Origin of the sequence: Pseudomonas sp. lyk4-TYG-107 (assembly GCF_030209055.1) — a bacterium.
Classification (GTDB): Bacteria; Pseudomonadota; Gammaproteobacteria; order Pseudomonadales; family Pseudomonadaceae; genus Aquipseudomonas; species Aquipseudomonas putida_A.
In genome coordinates, this window is the sequence record NZ_JARVST010000012.1 from 171017 (window position 1) to 193804 (window position 22788).

The window sequence follows — 22788 nt, forward strand, 5'->3', positions numbered from 1 at the left end:
ATCCCCGATGGGTCGCGAAGCGGCCCCAGACCCGGCGAACCGGATTATTCTGATACACCGAGGTGTCTGATTTCAGGGCAGCTTCGCCGCCCATCGGGGATGAATCCCCTCGCCACAAGGAGTTCGGTACCAGGAGTTCGGGTTACTTCTTCATGATCGCCGTGAACAGCTCGGACTCAAGAAAACTTTGCAACCACGCCTGCAACCGCACATAAGGCGTCTGCGCAAACCACTCGCGATCAACATGCGCAAACTGCCGAACGAACGGCAGCAACGCCACATCCGCAAGACTCAAGTGATCGCTCAGCAAGTAATCGCGATCCCTCAGCAACTCATCCAACTGCTGCAAAAACAACGCCCCCTCAGCGCGATAAACCTCCATCGGCTGCTCGGGATAGCGCTCGGCGTACTTGTAGCGGTTCAAATGCACCTTGAACCCCTGATCGTTAGCCTCGATCACCCCGGCAATCCGTGAATCACCACCGAGCAGCCAATCGTCCGGATCATGCTGCGCCAACGCCCAGCGCATGATCTCCAGACTTTCATCAATCACCTGCCCATCGGCATCCAGCACCGGCACCGTGCCTTTGGGCGAGATCGCCAGCATCGCGGCCGGTTTGGCCTTGAGGCTGACTTCGACAATCTCCACCGGCACCCCCGAATAACGCAGGGCCATCCGCGCCCGCATCGCATACGGGCAGCGGCGGAACGAATACAGCGTGTTCATTTCACCTCCAGCGTACTCAAGCCGTTGCCCTGGCGTTGCACCTGAATCTGCACCGGAATCCGTTCGTGCATTTCCTGCACGTGGGAAATCACCGCGACTTTGCGTCCCTGGGCCTGCAAGCCGTCGAGGGCATCCATCGCCAGTTGCAGCGACTCCGGATCGAGGCTGCCGAAGCCTTCGTCGATGAACAGCGATTCGATTTTCAGCGTGCTTGAGGCCATCGATGCCAGCCCCAGTGCAAGGGCCAGCGACACCAGGAAAGTCTCGCCGCCGGACAGCGAATGCACCGAGCGCAATTCGTCGCCCATCTCGGTATCCATCACCAGCAGGCCGAGCATGCTGCCACCGCGTTTCAGGCGATAGCGCTTAACCAGTTGGCGCAACTGCACGTTGGCGTGATGTACCAGCAGGTCGAGGTTGTAGGCCTGGGCGATCTTGCGGAAGGTGTCGCCGGTGGCCGAGCCGATCAACGCATTCAAACGCGCCCAGCGCTGGTACTCGGCATAGGCGTCGGCGATCTGCTGCGCGAGTGCCTGATTGGCGTTTTGCCGGCGCTGATCTTCGGCCTGTTCGGCGCGCAGTTCGGCGCACTGTTGCTCGCTGAGGTTGAACTGGTTCTGCAGCTCGGCGAGCGCGCTGGCGAGTTGTTCGGCATCGAGATTGCCGTTGTGCTGCGCCTGATGATCGGCCAGACGCTGATCACGTTCCTGCAGCAGCACCTTGGCCTGTTCGATGGCTTTTTCGTTGTGCTGCAAGCGTTGGCGCAGTTCACTGAGCTGCGTGTCATCGATGCGCAACAGATCTTCGAGGCCGCCGTCATCCAGTTCAGGATGGCGTGCGCGCCAGTCGGCAATCTTCTGCGTCAGTTCGTCGTCTTCGCTTTGCAGCGCCTGCAAGCGTTCTTGTTGAGCCTTGAGTTCGGCGCCAATCTGCACCCGTTGCGTGCGCACGTTCTGCAGTTCCGCAGCGGTGCCGGTTTCGGCGTTGCGCGCCTGATCCACAGCCTGTTCCAGTTGCTGCTGCCAGTGTTCGGCGCTGCTGTGTTTGCCCAGCAGTTGCGCGAGTTTTTCCTGACTGGCTTGTTGCTGCTCGGCCAGTGCACTGAATTGCTGCTCGGCGCTTTGCAATTGCTGTACGCGGCTGAGCTGGCGATCCTGTTCCTTCTCCAGCGTTTGCTGGCGTTGCTGCTGCTCGGCCAACTCTTCCTTTTGCTGCTCGACCTGCGCCAGGCGCTCGGCAATCTGCCGGTCCAGCTGCATGAAAGTCGCCGCTGGCTCGATACGTAAGGCTTCGAGGGTGTCGGCCGGCAGCAAACTGGCGAACGCGGTCAGTTCCTCGTCGAGACGCTGACGGTCGCTGCTCAGTTCGCGTTGTTGGTTGCTCAGGTGCTGCGCCGCTTGCTGATGCGCGGTTTCGGCATTGCGCAGTTGCTGGGTCAGACGCGCCGCGTCCTGTTGCAGGGTGAGCAGGGCGCTCTGGCGTTGTTCGTCCTGAGCGATGCTCTGGTTCAACTGATCGTTCTGCCGGGTCAGCCAGGCGTCGCGTTTGTCGGCGTCCTGGTTCAGTAACTGAGCGGACAGCGGATGGGCGTCGAGGCTCGGCGCTAGTGCCTGTTGCTGCGCGACCAGTTGTTCCTGTTGTTGCAGCAGCTCCTTTTGTTGAGCGATCACGCCACCGACTTCGGCGCGCAGTTCGATGAGCTTTTCCTTGAGCTGATCGACCACTTGCTGGGCGTTGGCCTGTTCGCTTTCATCATGACGGCCGAGGCTTTGCAGCAGCGCTTCCGGCTGATGATACGGATGCTCGTTGCTGCCACAGACCGGGCACGGCTGATCGTCCTGCAACTGCGTGCGCAGCTCTTCGACACTGGCGCTGCGGGCCAGACGCTGGCGCTCGAGCAGTTCACGGGTGACGTTGAGGGTTTGTTCGGCGACGGTCAGCTCGGCCTTGGTTTTCACCCCGTCCTGGGTCAGACGTTCACGTTCCTGCTGTGCATCGAGCAGGCGCTGTTGCAGCTCAGCGCCGCGTTTTTCCAGTTCCTGCTGGCTGGCCCACAACCGCGTCAGATCTTCGATGGCGCGCAATTGTTTGCGGTTGTCCTGCAACAGATTGCCGAGGATGCCGATCTGTTCGGCGACGGCATCCGGCTCGGCGCCGGCCTCTTTGAACAGCACTTCCAGTTGCTGTTTCTGCGTGGCCAACGCGACGGCGCTGTGCGCGGCATTCTGTTCGAGGGTCGCCAGTTCGGCCTGACCTTTATTCAGGCGATTGCCGATCAGCATCAGCTGTTGCAGGCGATCGCGATAGGCATTCCACGCATCGCTGAGCGGTGCCAGATCGGCACTTTGTTCCAGCTCGGCGGCGATTTTCTGCAAGCGTTCAGCGACTTCGGCCTGTTTCGTCTGCAACGCTTGAATCGCGCTCTGGCCTTCGGTGCAGGCTTGCTCGGCGGACTGCCGGGCCTCGGCGCTGAGTGCGGTGTCCTTGGCGAGGCGGGCAAGGGAGCTTTGCTCGTCGAAGGCCTGACGCAGCAGCGGGGCACTTTCGCTGTGCCGCTGCTGCGCTTCGCTCAGGGCGATTTTCACCGCATCCAGTGCCTGTTCCAGTTGCGTCTGGCGCTCGTTGAGCTCGCCGTGTTGCTGGGTATGCGCGGCAATCTGTGCCGCCAGCGGCGTCAGTTGCGCATCCAGTTCAGTCTTGCGCGCGAACTGGTGGCGTTGCGGCGCGAGTTGCTCCAGGCGCGTCAGTTTCAGGCGTTCACCCGCCAGACCTTCCCACTGTTGCTGTGCACTGTGCAATTGTTCGGCTGCGGCTTGTTGCGCGTCCTGCAACTGGCGCAAATCCTTGAGCCAACTGTGCTGTTGTTCCAGTTGCTTGAGCTGCGCTTGTTGCAACTTCAATTGCTGCTGGGCAGCGTTGAAGCGTTCGTCCAGCTCGGCCCGCGCTTCTGGCGTCAGCGGGGTGACGCCGGTGGCCTGATCCTGCAGCAGCTTGTGCGCTTCGCGGGCCTCTTTGGTCTTGTCGAAGGCGCGGCGGCCGAGGCGGGTGTAGAGCGCGGTGTCGGTGAGTTTTTCCAGCAGTTCGCTGCGGTCGTTGTCGTCGGCCTTGAGAAATGCGCTGAACTCACTCTGGGCCAGCAGCACGGCACGGGTGAACTGTTCGAAGTTCAGGCCCAGCGCGGCTTCGAGTTGGGTTTTGTATTCGCCTTTCTGGCTGGCGAGCAGTTGATCCTGATCGATGTCGCGCAGGCTCTGCCGGCTGGCCTGCAACTTGCCGCCGGCCTTCTCGCGGGCACGGTTGGCTTCCCAGCGCGCACGGTAACGGCGACCATCGACGCCGACGAAATCCACCTCTGCATAACCTTCACCGGTACCACGGCGCAGCAAGGTGCGCGGGTCGCCGGTGGCGATTTCGCCGTCCGCATCCGGAACCTTGGCGTCACGGCCAGTGTTGTTCAGCCGCGGCACGGCGCCAAACAGCGCCAGGCACAGGGCATCGAGCAAGGTACTTTTACCGGCGCCGGTCGGTCCGGTGATCGCGAACAAACCGGCACTGGCCAACGGCTCGGCAGTGAAATCAATCTCGAACGGCCCGGCCAGCGAGGCGAGGTTCTTCAAGCGAATGGCGAGAATCTTCATGGCTGCTCGCCCTCCATCTGTACGTCCTGCAGCAGTTCGGCGAAGTCCTTGAGCGTCTGCTCATCGACCTCATTGCCATAATTGTCGAGCCAGGCGCGGCTGAACAGCTCCTGCGGAGTGAGTTGATCCAGTTCGACCAGCGCGCTGCCGTCGTCGCTGCCATCGGCGCCACGGTTGCCGGCGTACTCGGCGGCGATCCGTACCAGTCGCACGGCTTTGCCTTGCAGGGCGTTTTCCACCTGATGGCGCAGATCCGGCTGCGGCTCATCGAGGGTTACGCGCACTTCCAGCCATGGCTGGCGCTGGGTTTCGGCGAGCAGATCGATGTTCGGCAGGTCGGCCAGTTGCAGCAGGATCTCCGCCAGCGGCGCCGGGCCGATGCGTTGCAGGTTGACCGAGCGCGGGATCAGTTTCGGTTCGACGCTGACCAGGGTTTCGCCATCGAGGGTGACGTCGAGAATCTGGTGCTGATAACCGATCTCCGAAAACGACAACGGAATCGGCGAGCCGCTGTAGCGAATGCGTTCTTCACCGTTGACCTTCTGCGGCTTGTGCAAATGGCCGAGGGCGACGTAACTGATGCTCGGCCCGAACAGGCTGGCGGGCAGCGCTTCGGCGTTACCGATGATCAGGCTGCGCTCGGAGTCTTCCGAGACCGAGCCGCCCGCCATGTGCGCGTGGCTGATGGCGACCAGCGCCTGACCCGGCTGGCGCTTGGCATTCGCCGCTTCGATCAGCCATTCATGCACCTGACCGATACCGCGCAGATAGTTGTCGCCCAGATGCGCACCGGTCACCTCGGCTGGACGCAGGAATGGCAGCGCCAGGCACCAAGCGGCGATTTCGCCTTGGGCATTCGGCAGTGGCAGCAGCAGCCGTTCGGCGTCGAGCTGGCCGTCATCCAGCCACAACACCCGCCCCAGTGCATGGGTGCGCAAGCGGCGCATCAACGGCGCCGGCAGTTCGATGCGCGAGCCGGAATCGTGGTTGCCGGCAATCATCACGATGGTCAGCAACGGCTGTTGCTCGTGAGCGCTGACGATGAAGTCGTAGAGGCGCTCCTGGGCTTTGACCGGCGGATTGACCGTGTCAAAGATGTCCCCGGCAATCAGCAGCACATCCGGCTGCGCCAGTTGCAGTTGGCGCAGCAGCCATTCGAGAAAGCACGCATGCTCGAAATCGCGCTCCTGGCCGTGCAGGTTTTGCCCAAGGTGCCAGTCGGAGGTGTGGAACAGACGCAAGGTGGACTCCGCAACAGAAAAAGGTGATGGCCGCGGGGAAATGATGGGCGGCTGAAGAGGAGGGAGTTTACTGGCAAAAGCACTCGCTGTGGTCGAGCAATGCCCAAGTAGAGTGAAGGTCTCTGTGGCGAGGGGATTTATCCCCGATCGACTGCGAAGCAGTCGTAAAATGAGGCTATGCGGTGTGTCAGGCAGACCTGAGTTGTAGAGTTCGGGGCTGCTCTGCAACCCATCGGGGATAAATCCCCTCGCCACAGGGCTTCACTATCTCTTGGGGAGGATTACTTCGGGTAGAGCGGCGGTAACCCGCTGTCACCCACCGGATCCTGCACCCGTTCCGCCGCCGGAATCGTGCGGATCGCCCGCCACAGATCCTCACCCTGCCAAAGCTGCCCGGTCTCGCTGTACAGCGCACCGTTGAGGCCGTCGAGGGCGTCGGAAAGCGGTACGAAGCGCGCCGCCATATCAGCCAAAGTCTCCGGCTGCTGCCGCGCCCATGCATCCAGCGCCTGCCGCGTCGCTTGCGGATCATTCGCCTGGCACGCCCGTTTGATGTCGTCCAGCAAGGTGCGCGGGCTCGGCCCGGTTTGGGCGGCGCGGTGCACCGCCGGTTGCCAGCGCGCACGCCACCACAGGCCGAAGCCGAGCAGGGTGGTGCAGGCGAGGCTCAGGGTGCTGAGTTTCCACCACCACAACACATCGTTATCGATGGCGCTCACTTGCAGAGTGCCGGCCGGGGTGTCGACCTGCAGGCTCGGGTTGTTCGCCACTTGCAGGGTGCGCGCCGGCAGGCTGGTGTGTTCCAGATGATCTTCGAAAGTGTTCCACCAGATTACGTCGACGGTCGGCAACTCGATCGCGCCGCTGCGGCTGGGCACCAGTGCTTCGCGTTCTTCACGGCTGCCGATCAGGCCGCGCTCGCCGCTCTGGTTGCTCAGCACCGGTTGATCCGGGTAACGGCGCAGGCCGTTGGCCTCGGTGGCGGGCAGGGCCGGCAACTGCGAACTGGCCAGGCCTTCGGCTTTTAAAGTCAGGCTGCGGGTCAGGGAATCGCCGACCTGAAGGTGATCCGGCTCCGGGTTCCAGCTTTCGCTCAGGCTCAGGCTACGCGCGGGCAGCCACGGCGCATCGGCCGGGTAGGTCAGGGGTTTCGGTTTGACCGTCAGCGGAATCTCTGAGGAGCTGACGTGCAGCAGCTTGCCCGGTTTCGGGCCTTGCGCGGTCGCGTCCTGAGCGGGTTGGGTGTCGACCAGTGTGGCGCTGAAAGTCTGAGGGGCGATGGTCAGCAAGCCACTGTGCTGCGGGTAGATCGCATAGCGCATCTCGATCACGCCATGGCGCACGCCGTTGATGTCTTTCTCGTAAGTGCGGGTGTCGCCCAGTTGCTCGATGCGTGCATCGGCGATTTGCAACGGGGTCAGGCTGCTGTCGTCATACAGCGACACCGAGTGGTAGATGCGCAGGGTCAGGATCGCCTGGGCCTGCACGTACACGCTGGACTGGTCGAGACTGGCCTCGATGAACACCGGGTCCAGGTTGTTTTTCTCTTCGCGGATGTCGCTTTCGACCACTTGCACGGTGATCGGCTGGCTCTGCACCTCACCCAGTTGCAGCGGCGGAATAACCACGCTGCCGTTCTCTTTCGGCAGCAGGGTAATGATCCAGCGCGTGGTGGCGCGGGTGTCGCCATTAAGGGTGTTCAACTGGTTGACCTGACGCGTGCCGCGCACCTCGAACAACGGTTCCAGCGGGGTCAGGTCGGGTTTGCCGAACTGCGTGACATCATCCGTTTCGAGGGTGAGTTCGACCGTCTCGCCGGAGTTCAGGCGACTGCGATCCACGCTGGCCGTCAGCTCGGCCGCCTGGGCGGTGGCCGTGCAGAGCAGCAGGGGCAGCAAGAGAGCGGTGAAACGGGTCATCGAGTTTTTTCCTGATCCTGATGTTGTTGCTGTTCGTACCAGAATTTGCGTCGCAGCAGTTCGCCCGGGTCGTCGGGAATCTTGCCCAGCCATTGTTCCAGTGCTTGACGCTGCTCGCCTTCGAGGTTGTCTTCGCTCGGACGCAGCGTTGGCACGGTGTCGGTTTCTTCCGCTTCATCGCTGCCCGGCACTTCGTTGGGGCCCGGTTGCGGCGGGGTGGTCGGTGGCGGTTCGCTGGCCGACTCGCCGGGCTGCGCCTCGCTCGGGGTGTCACTTTTCACCGCGGGTGGCGGCGTGGTCGCTGGCGGTGGTTCATCGCCGGGCACATTCGGCTGCGCCGGTTGTGGCTGTGGTTCGGCCGGTGGCGGGGTGTTCTTCTGCTTGAGCAGATTTTCCACCAGGGCCTTGTTGGTCAGCGCCGGGCGCAAATCCGGTTGCAGTTCCAGCGCCTGTTCATAGGCATCGATCGCCGCTTCCAGCTCACCACTTTTTGCCAGCGCGTTGCCACGATTGTAGTGGGCACGGGCATCGCTGCCTTCGGCGAAACGCTGAGCGGCGCCACTGTAATCGCCGGCCTCGTACAACGCTACCCCTTGCCACTGATGATCTTCGAAGTGTTCGGCAGCCTCGGCCGGGCGTTTCTGCTTGAGCAAGTGCAGGCCCTGTTGATCGGGGCGCAGCCACAGGTCTTCGAAGTCAAAAGCGTAGCTTGGCTGCGGCAGGCACAACAGCAAGGGCAGACAAAACAACCAGCCACGCCGTCCGGCGCAGGCAGCCAGCAGCAATAGCGGCAACAACAGCCAGTAACCCTGATCGGCCCAAGTGTCGAGGCGCACGGTCTGGCCATCGTCGCGCAGGCTGCGCGGGCCATCGAGCAGGCCGAGGGCGCGCAAATCGGACTCGTCCAGTCGCGCGCTGTGGTACTCGCCGCCGACGCTGGCGAGGAATGCGCCAAGGCCCGGGCTGTCGAGTTGCGGCACGCGAATCGCGCCCTGTTCGTCCTTGAGGAAACTGCCGTCCTCCTGAGCGATCGGCGCGCCTTCAGCGGTGCCGATGCCGAGCATCAGCAGTTGTGCCGATTGCTGGCCGAGGGCGCGGCGGATGCCTTGGCGTTCTTCTTCGGTCAGCGAGGAGCCGATCAGCAGAATCCGTCCCTGACCGAGCGCGCCTTGCTTGAGCAAGGCCAATGCTTTGCTCACGCCGAGATCAGCGCGATGGCCGCTTTCCGGCATCAGCGACGGCTTGAGGGCGTCGAGCAGATTGTGGCTGGTCGCCAGGTCATCCGACAGCGGCACCAGCGTGTGCGCGCTGCCGGCGTAGACGACGATCGCGGTCTGCGCATCGCTGCGTGCCTGCAACAGGTCGAACAGCTTGCGCCGGGCCTGTTCCAGTCGCGTTGGCGGCGAGTCAGTGGCGAGCATTTCCGGGGTCAGCTCCAGAACGACGACCAGCGGGTCGGCAGGTTTCTGGCTGGTCTGTTCGACGCGTTCCCAGCTCGGCCCGAGCAGGGCGACGATGGTCAGCAGCCACGCCACGCCAAGGGCGACCCACGGCAGCTTGCTGGCGCGGCCATTGCCACCGCTGAGCAGCGTCGCGTGGAACGCCGGCGGCAGAATCATCTGCCAGCGTCCGGCGCGTTTCTGCCGGTGCCAGAGTTGCCAGATCAGCCAGCCGAGCAGCGGCAGGAGCAGCAGCCACCAAGGGCGGAACCAGTGCGGCCAGAGCGCGATCATCGGCGCCTCCGCAGACGCAGGCGCTTGAGACGCTCGCGCCAGTCAGGCAGCGGACTTTGCAGATACAGCTCCTTGGTAAACAGGCGTTGCAGCGGGTTGTCCGGCCACAATTCGCGGGCGACCAGCAACAGGCTAAGCAGCAGGGCCAATGCCAGCGGCCACTGATACAAGGCTTGCGCCGGGCGCGCCTGGGTCGGTTGCTGAGTCACCGGTTCAAGTTGATCGAGGGTGTCGCGGATCGCTTGCAGCTCTTTGCCGTCGCGGGCGCGGAAGTATTGCCCGCCGGTAGTGTTGGCGATGGCTTTGAGGGCTGGTTCGTCAAGGTCCAGGCTCGGATTGACCCCGAGCAGGCCGGTGCTGCCACTGTCTTGCGGGTCGGCACCGATGCCGATCGGGTAGATTTTCACCCCTTCGCTGGCGGCCAGTTTCGCCGCAGTCAACGGATCGATTTCGCCGCCGTTGTTGGCGCCGTCGGTGACCAGAATCAATACCCGGCTTTGCGCCGGACGCATGCGCAAGCGCTTCAGCGCCAGACCGATCGCATCGCCGATGGCGGTGTTCTTGCCAGCGATGCCGATGCGCGCTTCATCGAGCCAGACGCGCACGGTATGCCGGTCGAACGTCAGCGGTGCCTGCAGATAGGCCTGACTGCCGAACAGGATCAGACCGACGCGGTCGCCATCACGGCTTTCAAGGAAATCCCCGAGCAGATGCTGAACCAGCGACAAGCGACTGACGTCTTCGTCCTGCCACTGCATGTCGGGAAAGTCCATCGAGCCGGACACGTCCACCGCCACCAGCAGATCGCGGCCGCTGGCGGCAATCGGCAACGGTTCGCCGAGCCATTGCGGACGTGCGGCGGCGCTCAGCAGCAACAGCCACAGCAGCAGGAACGGCGCTTGCTGGCGCCACGTCGGCAGGTTGGCGCGGGCCCGGCGCCGTGCCAGACCTTCGAGGTCGGAGAGGAAGCTCACGCGCAGCGCCGGCTCGCCGCTGTCGGCCACCGGCAGCACCAGACGCATCAGCCACGGCAGCGGCAGCAGCACGAAGATCCACGGCCAGGCGAATTCAAACATGCTTGCGAATCCAGGTGTCGACGGCTTGAGTCAGGCCGGCGATGGCTTTGTCGTCGAGTTTGCATTCGGGTTTGTAAGCACCTTCGACCAGCACCATCCAGCGCGTCAGGCCAGCGGCCGGGCAACGGTTGTCGAGAAACGCCAGCCATTTGCGGCCATTGAGCGTGTGGCTCTGGCTGTAGGGGTAGTGGTTGCGGCACAGGCGTTTGAGCAGACCGTTGAGCTGCTGCAGCCAGGCACCGGCCGGTGCGCCGTCGTAGGGTTTGGGCATCTGTGCCAGTTCGGCCAGCGCGGCGATGCGCACGGGGTCGAGCGGCTGTTCGGCGCGCACGATCGGGCGTTTCCTGGTCGGAATGAACCGGCGCAAACGCCACACGGCGAAGCCCAGCAACGGCAGCAATAACAGCAGCAGCCACCAGCCCGGTGCTGGAGGCCAGAAGTCGATCGGCGGCGGGGAAATCAGCGGTTGCAGTTGTTCGAGGCCGTTCATCGACTGCTCCCCGGACGCTGCGGATTGAGGAACTCGCGCATCTGCTCGACCATTTCGCTTTGCGTGCTCAACGGCATCAACAACACCCGCAGTTTTTGTGCGAGCAATTCCCAGCGGGCGATGCGTGCTTCGGCCTGAGCGCGATAGGTCTGGCGCAGATCGAAATTGAGGGTGTCGAGTTCCAGTTGTGCGCCTCTTTCCGCGAATCTCAGCAGCCCGGCGGCAGGCAGGGCGTGATCCAGTGGATCGGACAGCGGCAACAGCAACAGATCGCAATGACGCGATAGCAGACTCAGTTGCTGCTCGGCGCTGTCGGACAGCGCGCGCTCGTCGCAGATCACGATCACCAGACTGCCCGGGCGCAACACCTCACGCGCCCGGCGCAGCGCCACGCCGAGGGCGTCGCGGTCCGGCTCGCGTTCGCTGTGCAGCGACTGATTGACCTTCACCAGGCGGTTGAGCAATTGCAGCAGGCTCTGCTTGCTGCGGCGCGGTTTGATTTCGTAATGCTCGTTGTCGCCAAAGACCAGCCCGCCGACCCGATCATTGTGCCCCAGCGCCGCCCAGCCGATCAGCGCCGCCGCTTGCGCTGCAAGCACCGACTTGAACATCAGCCCGGAGCCGAAAAACAGCCGCGTGCTTTGCTCGACCATGATGAAAATCGGTCGCTCGCGTTCTTCATGGAACAGCTTGGTGTGCGGCTCCTGGGTACGCGCGGTCACGCGCCAGTCGATGGTGCGCACATCGTCGCCGGCCTGATAGACCCGCACCTGATCGAAGTCGACCCCGCGCCCGCGGAATTTCGAGTGATGCAGGCCGATCAGCGGGCTGCGCTGACTGGGTGTGGAAAACAGCTGCACTTCGCGCACACGGTGGCGCATCTCGATCAGATCGGTGAGGCTGATGCGGATGCCCGGTTCGGACGGCAGGGGGGCGTTCATGGGGGTCAAGCGACGGCTACGACGTCGAGAATCCGCTGCACCACCCGATCTTGATCGATGCCTGCGGCTTCGGCTTCAAACGACAGAATGATGCGGTGACGCAACACGTCGAACAGCACCGCCTGAATGTCTTCCGGGCTGACGAAGTCGCGACCGGCTAGCCAGGCGTGGGCCCGGGCGCAACGGTCGAGGGCGATCGAGCCACGTGGACTGGCGCCATAGGCGATCCACTCGGCCATTTCCGGGTCGAACTTGGCCGGGGTGCGCGTGGCCATGACCAGTTGCACCAGGTATTCCTCCACTGCGTCGGCCATGTACAGACCGAGGATTTCCTTGCGCGCAGCGAAGATCGCCTGCTGGCTGACCCGGCGTTCAGGCTTGGTTTCGCCATTCAGCGCTTCGCCACGGGCCTGCTGCAGGATGCGGCGTTCGACGGCAGCATCCGGGAAACCGATTTTCACGTGCATCAGGAAGCGGTCGAGTTGGGCTTCGGGCAACGGGTAGGTGCCTTCCTGCTCGATCGGGTTCTGCGTGGCCATCACCAGAAACAGCGGCGACAGCTCGTAAGTGCTGCGCCCGACACTGACCTGACGTTCGGCCATGGCTTCGAGCAGCGCCGATTGCACCTTGGCCGGCGCCCGGTTGATTTCGTCCGCCAGCACCAGGTTGTGGAAGATCGGCCCTTGCTGGAACACGAAACTGCCGGTTTCCGGGCGATAGATCTCGGTGCCGGTAATGTCGGCCGGCAGCAGGTCCGGGGTGAACTGGATGCGATGGAACTGGGCTTCGATGCCCTCGGCGAGTTCTTTGATCGCTTTGGTCTTGGCCAGACCCGGAGCGCCCTCGACCAGCATGTGGCCGTCGGCGAGCAGGGCGATGAGCAAACGCTCGATGAGTTTTTCCTGGCCGAGAATCTGCGTTGAAAGAAAGGTTCGCAGCGCCAGCAGCGCTTCACGATGTTCCATCGGTGACTGTTCCTGGAAAGGGTGGCCGCAGGCGTTCGGATAACGCCGGGGCTGGGGGCGTTACTTTAATCCATCGAGGGGGGCGGCGACTAACGGCATTTTGCGCAAAGTGCGGGAAATGACTGGGGGATTTGTTGGAATTTTGTAGCCGGAGAAAGGTGCAGTGTTCTTTCGGACGCCTTCGCGAGCAGGCTCGCTCCCACATTTGAACGGCGTACACCCGTCAAAGTGGGAGCGAGCCTGCTCGCGAAGGGGGCAGTCCAGACAACGTCAAATTTCGCCTCATCGCTGGCAAGCCAGCTCCCACGGGTATCAGAAGTGCGAATGCGATTTGTGCAACACATCGGCCACTGTGGGAGCTGGCTTGCCAGCGATGAGGCCAGTCCAGCCAGCATCAGATCTGGCTGATATAGGTCCCGGTGCCATCAAGGATGTTCTTCAGGGTTTCCTCAACCTCATCCAGATCAACCATGTCCGGATTGAAGGTAATTTCCAGCACATCATCGCCATTCAGCGCATCGGCATCCGCCGCCGCGATTTCAATCTTCAGCAGAGTCTTGGTCAGGGTGACTTTCACGCCGTCGAGCGTCGAAGGCTCGCCATCCAGGGTGATCTCCAGCTCGTCCTCGTCCGGGTAGCGGCTCATCAGAAACATGTCGCCCTTGTCGCTATGGCAGCAGAGCATGGCCATGTTGTCTTCTTCGTCGTCGCATGGGTTGACGATCAGTAGGGCGGTGGTCATTTGCATGGGGGAATTCCTGCCTCGGCGGGCGTGTTGGTCGCAATTGGGCGCGATTCTGCCAGCCCTCGGGAATTTCTGCATGTGAGAGTGTCAGAGGATGTGTCGTGAACGCGACACAGGTCAATGGTCACTTCTGGCACAGATGTACCGTAAATACGGGCATTCAGGCCGGCGTTTTGCGCCATGAATGCTAGTGTTTACCGTTGCCAAAGCCTTGGTTTACGTGCCAATGACCGAATATGTCGCAGCACCGCAAGCAGACACATTGTCGCACCCATTAAGCTGCGCAACGGATGAGCACCCGTAAAGGCATTGTCGGCAGCCTCGACAGTCGTTTTTGCAGATGCCCATTCAATGGAAGGTGAATGTGACCTGAGTGTCTCGTCCAGCTTCACCCACCTGCCCCCTGTTTCCTCTGCCCGAGAATCAGGAACAGGGCGACACAAGCCCCGAAAGGGGTGTTGCACGCGACGCTTTCCATCAATAACAAGCTTAAGCGGAGTACCACAGATGGCGTTCTTCACCGCAGCCAGCAAAGCCGACTTCCAGCACCAACTGCAAGCGGCACTGGCGCAGCACATCAGTGAACAGGCACTGCCACAAGTGGCGCTGTTCGCTGAACAATTCTTCGGCATCATTTCCCTGGACGAGCTGACTCAACGTCGCCTCTCCGACCTCGCTGGCTGTACTCTTTCCGCGTGGCGCCTGCTTGAGCGCTTCGATCACGCGCAACCGCAAGTGCGCGTCTACAACCCTGATTACGAACGCCACGGCTGGCAGTCGACCCACACCGCGGTCGAGGTTCTGCACCACGACCTGCCGTTCCTGGTCGACTCGGTCCGCACCGAGCTGAACCGTCGCGGCTACAGCATCCACACCCTGCAGACCACCGTGCTCAGCGTACGCCGTGGCAGCAAGGGCGAGCTGCTGGAAATCCTGCCCAAGGGCAGCACCGGCGAAGGCGTGCTGCACGAGTCGCTGATGTACCTGGAAATCGACCGCTGCGCCAACGCGGCCGAACTGAATGTGCTGAGCAAAGAGCTGGAGCAGGTGCTCGGTGAAGTGCGCGTCGCGGTCGCTGATTTCGAGCCGATGAAGGCCAAGGTGCAGGAGATCCTCACCAAGCTCGATCACAGCGCATTCGCCGTCGATGCCGACGAAAAGACTGAAATCAAGAGCTTCCTGGAATGGCTGGTGGGTAACCACTTCACCTTCCTCGGCTACGAAGAGTTCACCGTTGTCGATCAGGCCGATGGCGGTCATATCGAATACGACCAGAATTCCTTCCTCGGTCTGACCAAACTGCTGCGCACCGGTCTGACCAACGAAGACCGGCACATCGAAGACTACGCAGTGAACTACCTGCGCGAACCGACCCTGCTGTCGTTCGCCAAGGCTGCGCACCCGAGCCGCGTACACCGTCCGGCCTACCCGGACTACGTGTCGATCCGTGAAATCGACGCTGACGGCAACGTCATCAAGGAACACCGCTTCATGGGCCTGTACACCTCCTCGGTGTATGGCGAGAGCGTGCGGGTCATTCCGTTCATCCGTCGCAAGGTCGAAGAAATCGAACGCCGCTCCGGCTTCCAGTCCAAGGCTCACCTGGGCAAGGAACTGGCGCAGGTACTCGAAGTACTGCCGCGTGACGACCTGTTCCAGACCCCGGTCGACGAGCTGTTCAGCACCGTGATGTCGATCGTGCAGATCCAGGAACGCAACAAGATCCGCGTGTTCCTGCGCAAAGACCCGTACGGTCGCTTCTGCTACTGCCTGGCCTACGTGCCGCGCGACATCTATTCCACCGAAGTGCGCCAGAAGATCCAGCAGGTGCTGATGGAGCGCCTGAAGGCCACCGACTGCGAGTTCTGGACCTTCTTCTCCGAGTCCGTGCTGGCTCGCGTGCAGCTGATTCTGCGCGTCGATCCGAAGAACCGCATCGACATCGACCCGCTGCTGCTGGAAAAAGAAGTGGTGCAGGCCTGCCGCAGCTGGCAGGACGACTACGCCGCACTGACCGTCGAAAGCTTCGGCGAAGCCCACGGCACCAACGTGCTGGCGGATTTCCCGAAAGGCTTCCCGGCAGGTTACCGCGAGCGTTTCGCGGCGCATTCGGCCGTGGTCGACATGCAGCACCTGCTGAGCCTGAACGAAAAAAATCCGCTGGTGATGAGCTTCTATCAGCCGTTGGGCCAGGTCTCCGGCCAACGCGAGCTGCATTGCAAGCTGTACCACGCCGACACCCCGCTGGCGCTGTCCGACGTGTTGCCGATTCTGGAAAACCTCGGCCTGCGCGTGCTGGGTGAATTCCCGTACCGTCTGCGCCACACCAACGGCCGCGAGTTCTGGATTCACGACTTCGCGTTCACTGCCGCCGAAGGCCTGGACCTCGACATCCAGCAACTCAACGACACCCTGCAGGACGCGTTCGTCCACATCGTCCGTGGCGATGCCGAGAACGATGCGTTCAACCGTCTGGTGCTGACCGCCGGTCTGCCATGGCGTGACGTGGCGCTGCTGCGTGCCTACGCCCGTTACCTGAAGCAGATCCGTCTGGGCTTCGACCTGGGTTACATCGCCAGCACCCTGAACAACCACACCGATATCGCTCGCGAGCTGACCCGGTTGTTCAAGACCCGTTTCTACCTGGCGCGCAAGCTGGGCAGCGATGATCTGGAAGACAAGCAACAGCGTCTGGAGCAGGCGATTCTGACCGCACTGGACGATGTTCAGGTGCTCAACGAAGACCGCATCCTGCGTCGTTACCTGGACCTGATCAAAGCCACTCTGCGTACCAACTTCTATCAGACTGACGCCAACGGCCAGAACAAGTCGTACTTCAGCTTCAAGTTCAACCCGCACGCGATCCCTGAGCTGCCGAAGCCGGTACCGAAGTTCGAAATCTTCGTTTACTCGCCACGCGTCGAAGGCGTGCACCTGCGCTTCGGCAACGTTGCTCGCGGTGGTTTGCGCTGGTCCGACCGTGAAGAAGACTTCCGTACCGAGGTCCTCGGCCTGGTAAAAGCCCAGCAAGTGAAGAACTCGGTCATCGTGCCGGTGGGCGCGAAGGGCGGCTTCCTGCCGCGTCGCCTGCCACTGGGCGGCAGCCGTGACGAGATCGCGGCCGAAGGCATCGCCTGCTACCGCATCTTCATCTCCGGTCTGCTGGACATCACAGACAACCTGAAAGACGGCGCGCTGGTGCCGCCGGCCAACGTCGTGCGTCATGACGACGATGACCCGTACCTGGTAGTGGCCGCGGACAAGGGCACTGCGACCTTCTCCGACATCGCCAACGGCATCGCCATCGACTACGGCTTCTGGCTGGGTGACGCGTTCGCCTCCGGTGGTTCCGCCGGTTACGACCACAAGAAAATGGGCATCACCGCCAAGGGCGCGTGGGTCGGCGTACAGCGCCACTTCCGCGAGCGCGGCATCAATGTCCAGGAAGACAGCATCACAGTGGTCGGCGTGGGTGACATGGCCGGTGACGTATTCGGTAACGGCCTGTTGATGTCCGACAAGCTGCAACTGGTCGCTGCGTTCAACCACATGCACATCTTCATCGATCCGAACCCGAACCCGGCGACCAGCTTCGTCGAGCGTCAGCGTATGTTCGACCTGCCGCGTTCGGCCTGGACCGACTACGACACCAGCATCATGTCCGAAGGCGGCGGCATCTTCTCGCGCAGCGCGAAGAGCATCGCCATCTCGCCGCAGATGAAAGAACGCTTCGACATCAAGGCCGACAAGCTGACCCCGACCGAACTGCTGAACGCCTTGCTCAAGGCGCCGGTGGATCTGCTGTGGAACGGCGGTATCGGTACTTACGTCAAGGCCAGCAGCGAAAGCCATGCCGACGTGGGCGACAAGGCCAACGACGCGCTGCGCGTGAACGGCAACGAGCTGCGCTGCAAAGTCGTGGGCGAGGGCGGTAACCTCGGCATGACCCAACTGGGTCGCGTGGAATTCGGTCTGAATGGCGGCGGCTCCAACACCGACTTCATCGACAACGCCGGTGGCGTGGACTGCTCCGACCACGAAGTGAACATCAAGATCCTGCTGAACGAAGTGGTTCAGGCCGGCGACATGACCGACAAGCAACGCAACCAGTTGCTGGCGAGCATGACCGACGAAGTCGGTGGTCTGGTGCTGGGCAACAACTACAAGCAGACCCAGGCCCTGTCCCTGGCGGCGCGTCGTGCCTACGAGCGCATTGCCGAGTACAAGCGTCTGATGAGCGATCTGGAAGGCCGTGGCAAGCTGGACCGTGCCATCGAGTTCCTGCCGACCGAAGAGCAGATCAACGAGCGCGTTGCGGCAGGCCATGGTCTGACCCGTCCCGAGCTGTCGGTGCTGATCTCGTACAGCAAGATCGACCTCAAGGAACAGCTGCTGAACTCGCTGGTGCCGGACGACGACTACCTGACCCGCGACATGGAAACGGCGTTCCCGCCGACCCTGGTCAGCAAGTTCTCCGAAGCCATGCGTCGTCACCGTCTGAAGCGCGAGATCGTCAGCACCCAGATCGCCAACGATCTGGTCAACCACATGGGCATCACCTTCGTGCAACGACTCAAAGAGTCGACCGGCATGAGCCCGGCGAACGTGGCCGGCGCCTATGTGATCGTGCGTGACATCTTCCACCTCCCGCACTGGTTCCGTCAGATCGAAGCGCTGGACTACCAGGTCTCCGCTGACGTGCAACTGGAGCTGATGGACGAGCTGATGCGTCTGGGCCGCCGTGCTACACGCTGGTTCCTGCGTGCCCGTCGCAACGAGCAGAACGCTGCCCGTGACGTCGCGCACTTCGGTCCGCACCTCAAGGAGCTGGGGCTGAAGCTCGACGAACTGCTGAGCGGCGAAATCCGTGAAAACTGGCAGGCGCGTTATCAGGCTTACGTCGCGGCCGGTGTACCGGAGTTGCTGGCGCGTATGGTGGCGGGTACCTCGCACCTGTACACCCTGCTGCCGATCATCGAAGCGTCCGACGTCACTGGTCAGGATCCGGCCGAAGTGGCCAAGGCCTACTTCGCCGTGGGCAGTGCGCTGGACATCACCTGGTACCTGCAACAGATCAGCGCGCTGCCGGTTGAAAACAACTGGCAGGCCCTGGCCCGTGAAGCGTTCCGTGACGATGTGGACTGGCAGCAACGTGCGATCACCATCTCTGTCCTGCAACAGGGCGACGGCACTCAGGACGTGGAAGCACGCCTGGCGCTGTGGATGGCACAGCACGAAAGCATGATCGAGCGCTGGCGCGCCATGCTGGTGGAAATCCGTGCTGCGAGCGGCACTGACTACGCCATGTACGCCGTTGCCAACCGTGAGCTGCTGGACCTCGCGTTGAGCGGGCAAGCGGTGGTGCCTGCGGCTGCTGCGAATGCCGAGCTTGAACTGGCCTGAGTAGTGGTTGAATGAAGAAGCCCCGGTGTTGTGAGATGCCGGGGCTTTTTTATGTCTGAATTTTGTGTTGATTAATCTGGCCTCATCGCTGGCAAGCCAGCTCCCACAGGTTTCTCGGGTGTTCACAGAATTTGTGCTCACCGCAGATCCCTGTGGGAGCTGGCTTGCCAGCGATGAGGGCCTTACTTTCAATACAACTTATGTGCTTGTTTGTTATCCAGCATCGACACTTTATCTGACGGTCTGGTCAATAAGTTATTCAGCGACTGATCAAACTTCTGCAGCGCCCGAACTTGCACATCCTGCTGTTGATTAATATCCGCGACGATCTCTTCCGAACGTTTGAAGTCCGCCCAAACCGGTGTCAGTTCTTTGGCCTCCGAACCTTTCGCCGTGCCGATGTAATTCAACTTCGCATCATAAAAATCCGCACTGACATCGGCCTTGATGTCGGAGCTGCGCGAGGTAATCAACTGGCTGTGGGCGTCGACGATCGCCACCACATCGGGGTGCGCCGCGCGCAGGCTCTGCATGTCCGGGTACACCGTCACCGAACCGAACTGACGTTGCAGCGAGGCCTTGACCCAGTCCACCGCCATGTCCGGTTTCGAGGTGTTGACGTAGGCGTCGTGGATCGGCTGCACCAACAGCCTCTGGCCGAAACCGGTGCCGGCGTTGGCCTGATAGTCACGCAGATATTCGCGGTTGGTCAGGGTGCTGGGGCTGTAGACCACGCCCAGTGACACGCCGGGACCGCTTTGCACCTGGGCGGCGCTGCTGCGGCCGACCGGTTGGGTGAACAGGGTATCGAGGGACGACACCGCTTTCGGCGCGGTGGGTACTGAACAGGCGGACAAGGCTAAAACCGATATCGCCAAGGTACTGGCAAAAGCAATTTTCATGATGAGTCTCCCGTGAAGCAACTTCAGTCGGAAAGTCAGCGTTGTCGCGGCTGTGGGTGACGGGCGCACGACAGTTGATTCAGACTAAACCCGCCAACCTGTAAATAAGCTGACAATTTTTCGAGTTGTGGCGATGCATTAGTTTTATTGGCTTTAAGGCGAATCGGTTAATTGCCTCGGGAAATAAAAAGGCGCAAAACAGTGTTTTGCGCCTTTTTATTTATGGCTGTGCCAACAACCATCAGTTTTTCAAGGGGATCAGTACTTGCTCGTCCGGGGCCAACACCATGAACACCAGCAACTTCGCAGGTTTGCTGTTGCTGGCGTTTTTTGACACCAGATGTTCGGAGCCGGCCGGTTCGTACCAGAACTGGCCTTTCTTGTAGGTGATCGGCTGTTCGCCCTTGACCTGGGAAATCACTTCGCCTTCGAGCACGTAGGCCATGGCGGTGCCGTCGTGTTTGTGGGCGATCGAGGACTGCCCGGGTTTGTAGTCGACTTCGATCATCATGGCTTTCTTGCCGGGGGCGTTTTTCAGCATCTGGTCTTGCAGGACGGTGACTTTCTCGGATGGGTCGTGAGCCAGGGCGGCGGCAGACATGGACAGGGCGAGAACGGCGGTGAAGAGGTGCAGGGCTTTCATGTTCGATCACCAGTTGGGGAGGGGTGGTGACCACAGTAGTCTGCGGGGTGGGGTATTCAAACGGCCAATATTCGGGAAGATCGGGTGACCAATCTGGGGGATATCAGCGCTTTCGAATACGCCATCGCTGGCAAGCCAGGCTCCCACAGGTTCTGCTGTCGTTCATATGATTGTTAACAACACGAAACCCTGTGGGAGTCTGGCTTGCCAGCGATTGCGTCAGTAAGTCAAATGATCGGAAAGGAGTTGAAATCCACACTATTGGCCAAGCGGCTATCGATCAGGTCAATAAACCCCTGCGCCTCGGGCCGGTTGAAATGCGCCTGCATCGCCGCTTCCGACTGCCAGCGCGCACTCACCGTCCAGCGCTGGCTGTCCTCGGGGCAGCGGTCGACCATATAGGCGTCGCAACCCGGTGTCTGGCGCAGGGTGTCGACGATCTTCTGCAACTGCCGGCCGAGTTCTTCCGAACGGCCGGCGGCAGCGCGCACCTGGACGGTGTTGATCACTTCGTTGGACATTGCTCACACTCCTGAATCAGGCCGGACGAATCCTGCTCATTGAGGGATAACGCCTGTGCAGAATAGGCCTGCACCTGCTGATCACCAATAACCAATCGGCGGTTAATCGCCCAGACCAATCATTCACGCCACTTGTTGCAGAATGTCGCGCAGGCGATCCAGAGCGGTGTCGATGTCGAGGGTTTCAATGGCGCCGAAGCCGAAGTACAGACCGCTCTTCACCGGTTGCCGGTAATGGAATCCGTCGATGGAATACAGCCCGACCTCGACTTTTTTCGCCAGTTCGATCACCAGCGGCAGGTCGATCGGCACTTTGCACAACACCGCCATGTGGAACCCGGCACTGGGCGGAATCGCCTCCAGCCACGGCGAAAGATCACCGGCCATGCGCGCCAGAATCCGTTCGCGGCGCTGGGCGTAAATCGTATGGCAACGGCGGATGTGCTTGAGCAGGCAGCCTTCGGCAATGAACTTGGCCAGCGCCCATTGCGGCAGGGTCGAGGCGTGCAGGTCGGTGAGTTGTTTGGCGCGGATCACCGCTTCGAGAATCGCCGGCGGCAGGATCGCGTAACCCAGGCGCAGCTCCGGCAGCAGGGTCTTGGAGAAGGTGCCGACGTAGGCCACGATGCCGCGCTGATCAAGGCTGAACAGTGAGTCCGTCGGCCGCCCTTCGTAGCGGAACTCGCTGTCGTAGTCGTCCTCGATGATGATCGCGCCTAGCTCATAAGCCCTGGCGAGTAAGGCCTCGCGGCGCGCCTGGCTCATCGGCATGCCCAGCGGGAACTGGTGCGACGGCGTGACATAAATCATCCGCGTGCCCTCGGGAATCTGCTCGACCACAATCCCCTCGGCATCCACCGGGATTCCGACCACCTCGGCGCCGTGGGTGCCGAACAGCAGGCGCGCGGGCGGATAACCCGGGTCTTCCATCGCCACTCGACTACCGGGGCTGATCAGCACGCGGGTGATCAAGTCCAGCGCCTGTTGCGCGCCGTTGCACACCACGATGTCCTCGTCCTGACAGTTGATCCCGCGCGAAAACGCGATGTGCCGGGCAATCGCATTGCGCAGCGCCGGCAGGCCTTCGGGCACGCTGTAGAAACCTTTGGAGCCGGCCATCTGGCGCATCGCGTGCGACACGCAGCGGCGCCAGTCGTCATGCGGGAACTGGCCCTTGCTGGTGGCGCCGCCGATGAAGTCGTAGCGCAGCGAGCCTTCCAGCGACGGGTGGCGCAAGAACACCGGCAGGTTGCGCCAGCGCTCGATCACCTCGGCGCTGGCCAGTTCGGTGTGGCTTTGCTTGCGCTGAATCTGCGCCGGGCGCGCATTGACGTAGGTGCCTTTGCCGATCACCCCGGTGAGGAAATTTTCGTAAGTGAGCTGCGCGTAGGTGTCGGAAATGGTCTTGCGCGAGATCCCCAGTTGCTCGGCCAGCAGACGGCTGGGCGGCAACTGCGTGCCGGCGGCCAGGCGCCCGGACTCGATGGCGCCGCGCAACTGGTTGTATAGCTGGCCGGCGAGGTCCTTGCGGCCATTGATCACGACGTGAAGTTCCATACCGACGCGGCTCCGGGGGGCGATTGAGGTGTCGGCCAGATTAACGCTGTTGGGTGATTGGCAGTAGTTGCGCAGCACAAAAACCCGAAATTGGTCACCGTCCCCCTTGTAGGAGTGAGCCTGCTCGCGATGACGTCGGCACATCCAACATGGCGGTGACTGAATGACCGCTATCGCGAGCAGGCTCACTCCTACAAGGTTGTGTGTTTGGCCGGGGGGCAGTGGTGTAGCGATATTCCGTGGAATTGGGGCTGTAACGCCGGCAGCTCTGCGCTTACCGTGAACTC

General features: G+C 61.9%; 15 protein-coding genes. 1 reads left to right on the plus strand and 14 read right to left on the minus strand.

Annotation, left to right across the window (positions count from 1 at the left end):
- Positions 1 to 142 precede the first annotated feature (142 nt).
- From QRN61_RS11960 to QRN61_RS12005, 10 genes are all read right to left on the minus strand, one after another.
- Positions 143 to 727 (minus strand): glutathione S-transferase, encoded by a 585-nt coding sequence (locus tag QRN61_RS11960; RefSeq protein ID WP_183780361.1) that lies wholly within the window; start codon positions 725 to 727, stop codon positions 143 to 145.
- Complete coding sequence (locus QRN61_RS11965; protein WP_285373853.1) at positions 724 to 4365, minus strand: AAA family ATPase; 3642 nt, start codon at positions 4363 to 4365, stop codon at positions 724 to 726. The genes QRN61_RS11960 and QRN61_RS11965 overlap by 4 nt, the downstream gene beginning before the upstream one ends.
- Positions 4362 to 5606, minus strand: coding sequence for an exonuclease SbcCD subunit D C-terminal domain-containing protein (locus QRN61_RS11970; protein WP_115989598.1), 1245 nt, complete (start codon positions 5604 to 5606; stop codon positions 4362 to 4364). The genes QRN61_RS11965 and QRN61_RS11970 overlap by 4 nt, the downstream gene beginning before the upstream one ends.
- A gap of 281 nt (positions 5607 to 5887) precedes the next feature.
- Positions 5888 to 7525 carry a BatD family protein gene (locus QRN61_RS11975; protein WP_285373854.1) on the minus strand — a complete coding sequence of 546 codons (1638 nt, stop codon included), beginning with the start codon at positions 7523 to 7525 and terminating at the stop codon, positions 5888 to 5890.
- Positions 7522 to 9258, minus strand: coding sequence for a tetratricopeptide repeat protein (locus QRN61_RS11980; RefSeq protein ID WP_285373855.1), 1737 nt, complete (start codon positions 9256 to 9258; stop codon positions 7522 to 7524). Before QRN61_RS11980 ends, QRN61_RS11975 begins: the two co-directional genes overlap by 4 nt.
- Entirely contained in the window at positions 9255 to 10334 is a 1080-nt protein-coding gene (locus QRN61_RS11985; protein WP_285373856.1) for a vWA domain-containing protein, read from the minus strand. The genes QRN61_RS11980 and QRN61_RS11985 overlap by 4 nt, the downstream gene beginning before the upstream one ends.
- Positions 10327 to 10824 carry a DUF4381 domain-containing protein gene (locus tag QRN61_RS11990; RefSeq protein ID WP_007968588.1) on the minus strand — a complete coding sequence of 166 codons (498 nt, stop codon included), beginning with the start codon at positions 10822 to 10824 and terminating at the stop codon, positions 10327 to 10329. The genes QRN61_RS11985 and QRN61_RS11990 overlap by 8 nt, the downstream gene beginning before the upstream one ends.
- Positions 10821 to 11765 carry a DUF58 domain-containing protein gene (locus QRN61_RS11995; RefSeq protein ID WP_285373857.1) on the minus strand — a complete coding sequence of 315 codons (945 nt, stop codon included), beginning with the start codon at positions 11763 to 11765 and terminating at the stop codon, positions 10821 to 10823. The genes QRN61_RS11990 and QRN61_RS11995 overlap by 4 nt, the downstream gene beginning before the upstream one ends.
- A 5-nt stretch (positions 11766 to 11770) precedes the next feature.
- Positions 11771 to 12730 carry an AAA family ATPase gene (locus QRN61_RS12000; RefSeq protein WP_003218556.1) on the minus strand — a complete coding sequence of 320 codons (960 nt, stop codon included), beginning with the start codon at positions 12728 to 12730 and terminating at the stop codon, positions 11771 to 11773.
- Positions 12731 to 13124: 394 nt separating this feature from the next.
- Positions 13125 to 13478, minus strand: coding sequence for a hypothetical protein (locus QRN61_RS12005; RefSeq protein ID WP_097087167.1), 354 nt, complete (start codon positions 13476 to 13478; stop codon positions 13125 to 13127).
- 504 nt (positions 13479 to 13982) lie between these two features.
- Between QRN61_RS12005 and QRN61_RS12010 the strand changes: the two genes are divergently transcribed.
- Positions 13983 to 18878: an NAD-glutamate dehydrogenase gene (locus tag QRN61_RS12010; RefSeq protein WP_285373858.1), complete on the plus strand. Its 4896-nt coding sequence runs from the start codon at positions 13983 to 13985 to the stop codon at positions 18876 to 18878.
- Between the two features lie 188 nt (positions 18879 to 19066).
- Here QRN61_RS12010 and QRN61_RS12015 read toward each other — a convergent pair whose 3' ends face one another.
- The 4 genes from QRN61_RS12015 to pdxR form a co-directional block, all read right to left on the minus strand.
- Positions 19067 to 19780, minus strand: coding sequence for an ATPase (locus tag QRN61_RS12015; protein WP_285373859.1), 714 nt, complete (start codon positions 19778 to 19780; stop codon positions 19067 to 19069).
- Between the two features lie 241 nt (positions 19781 to 20021).
- Positions 20022 to 20423 carry a cupin domain-containing protein gene (locus QRN61_RS12020; protein ID WP_115989607.1) on the minus strand — a complete coding sequence of 134 codons (402 nt, stop codon included), beginning with the start codon at positions 20421 to 20423 and terminating at the stop codon, positions 20022 to 20024.
- 227 nt (positions 20424 to 20650) lie between these two features.
- Positions 20651 to 20944 carry a putative quinol monooxygenase gene (locus QRN61_RS12025; protein WP_096797255.1) on the minus strand — a complete coding sequence of 98 codons (294 nt, stop codon included), beginning with the start codon at positions 20942 to 20944 and terminating at the stop codon, positions 20651 to 20653.
- Between the two features lie 123 nt (positions 20945 to 21067).
- Entirely contained in the window at positions 21068 to 22501 is a 1434-nt protein-coding gene (gene pdxR, locus QRN61_RS12030) for a MocR-like pyridoxine biosynthesis transcription factor PdxR (RefSeq protein ID WP_097087175.1), read from the minus strand.
- Between the last annotated feature and the right edge of the window lie 287 nt (positions 22502 to 22788).

Excerpts from the sequence above, each read along its gene's own strand:
- QRN61_RS11960 (WP_183780361.1), bottom strand. The coding sequence starts at position 727 with ATGAACACGCTGTATTCGTTCCGCCGCTGCCCGTATGCGATGCGGGCG.
- QRN61_RS11965 (WP_285373853.1), bottom strand. The coding sequence starts at position 4,365 with ATGAAGATTCTCGCCATTCGCTTGAAGAACCTCGCCTCGCTGGCCGGG.
- QRN61_RS11975 (WP_285373854.1), bottom strand. The coding sequence starts at position 7,525 with ATGACCCGTTTCACCGCTCTCTTGCTGCCCCTGCTGCTCTGCACGGCC.
- QRN61_RS11980 (WP_285373855.1), bottom strand. The coding sequence starts at position 9,258 with ATGATCGCGCTCTGGCCGCACTGGTTCCGCCCTTGGTGGCTGCTGCTC.
- QRN61_RS11985 (WP_285373856.1), bottom strand. The coding sequence starts at position 10,334 with ATGTTTGAATTCGCCTGGCCGTGGATCTTCGTGCTGCTGCCGCTGCCG.
- QRN61_RS11990 (WP_007968588.1), bottom strand. The coding sequence starts at position 10,824 with ATGAACGGCCTCGAACAACTGCAACCGCTGATTTCCCCGCCGCCGATC.
- QRN61_RS11995 (WP_285373857.1), bottom strand. The coding sequence starts at position 11,765 with ATGAACGCCCCCCTGCCGTCCGAACCGGGCATCCGCATCAGCCTCACC.
- QRN61_RS12000 (WP_003218556.1), bottom strand. The coding sequence starts at position 12,730 with ATGGAACATCGTGAAGCGCTGCTGGCGCTGCGAACCTTTCTTTCAACG.
- QRN61_RS12005 (WP_097087167.1), bottom strand. The coding sequence starts at position 13,478 with ATGCAAATGACCACCGCCCTACTGATCGTCAACCCATGCGACGACGAA.
- QRN61_RS12010 (WP_285373858.1), top strand. The coding sequence starts at position 13,983 with ATGGCGTTCTTCACCGCAGCCAGCAAAGCCGACTTCCAGCACCAACTG.
- QRN61_RS12015 (WP_285373859.1), bottom strand. The coding sequence starts at position 19,780 with ATGAAAATTGCTTTTGCCAGTACCTTGGCGATATCGGTTTTAGCCTTG.
- QRN61_RS12020 (WP_115989607.1), bottom strand. The coding sequence starts at position 20,423 with ATGAAAGCCCTGCACCTCTTCACCGCCGTTCTCGCCCTGTCCATGTCT.
- QRN61_RS12025 (WP_096797255.1), bottom strand. The coding sequence starts at position 20,944 with ATGTCCAACGAAGTGATCAACACCGTCCAGGTGCGCGCTGCCGCCGGC.
- pdxR (WP_097087175.1), bottom strand. The coding sequence starts at position 22,501 with ATGGAACTTCACGTCGTGATCAATGGCCGCAAGGACCTCGCCGGCCAG.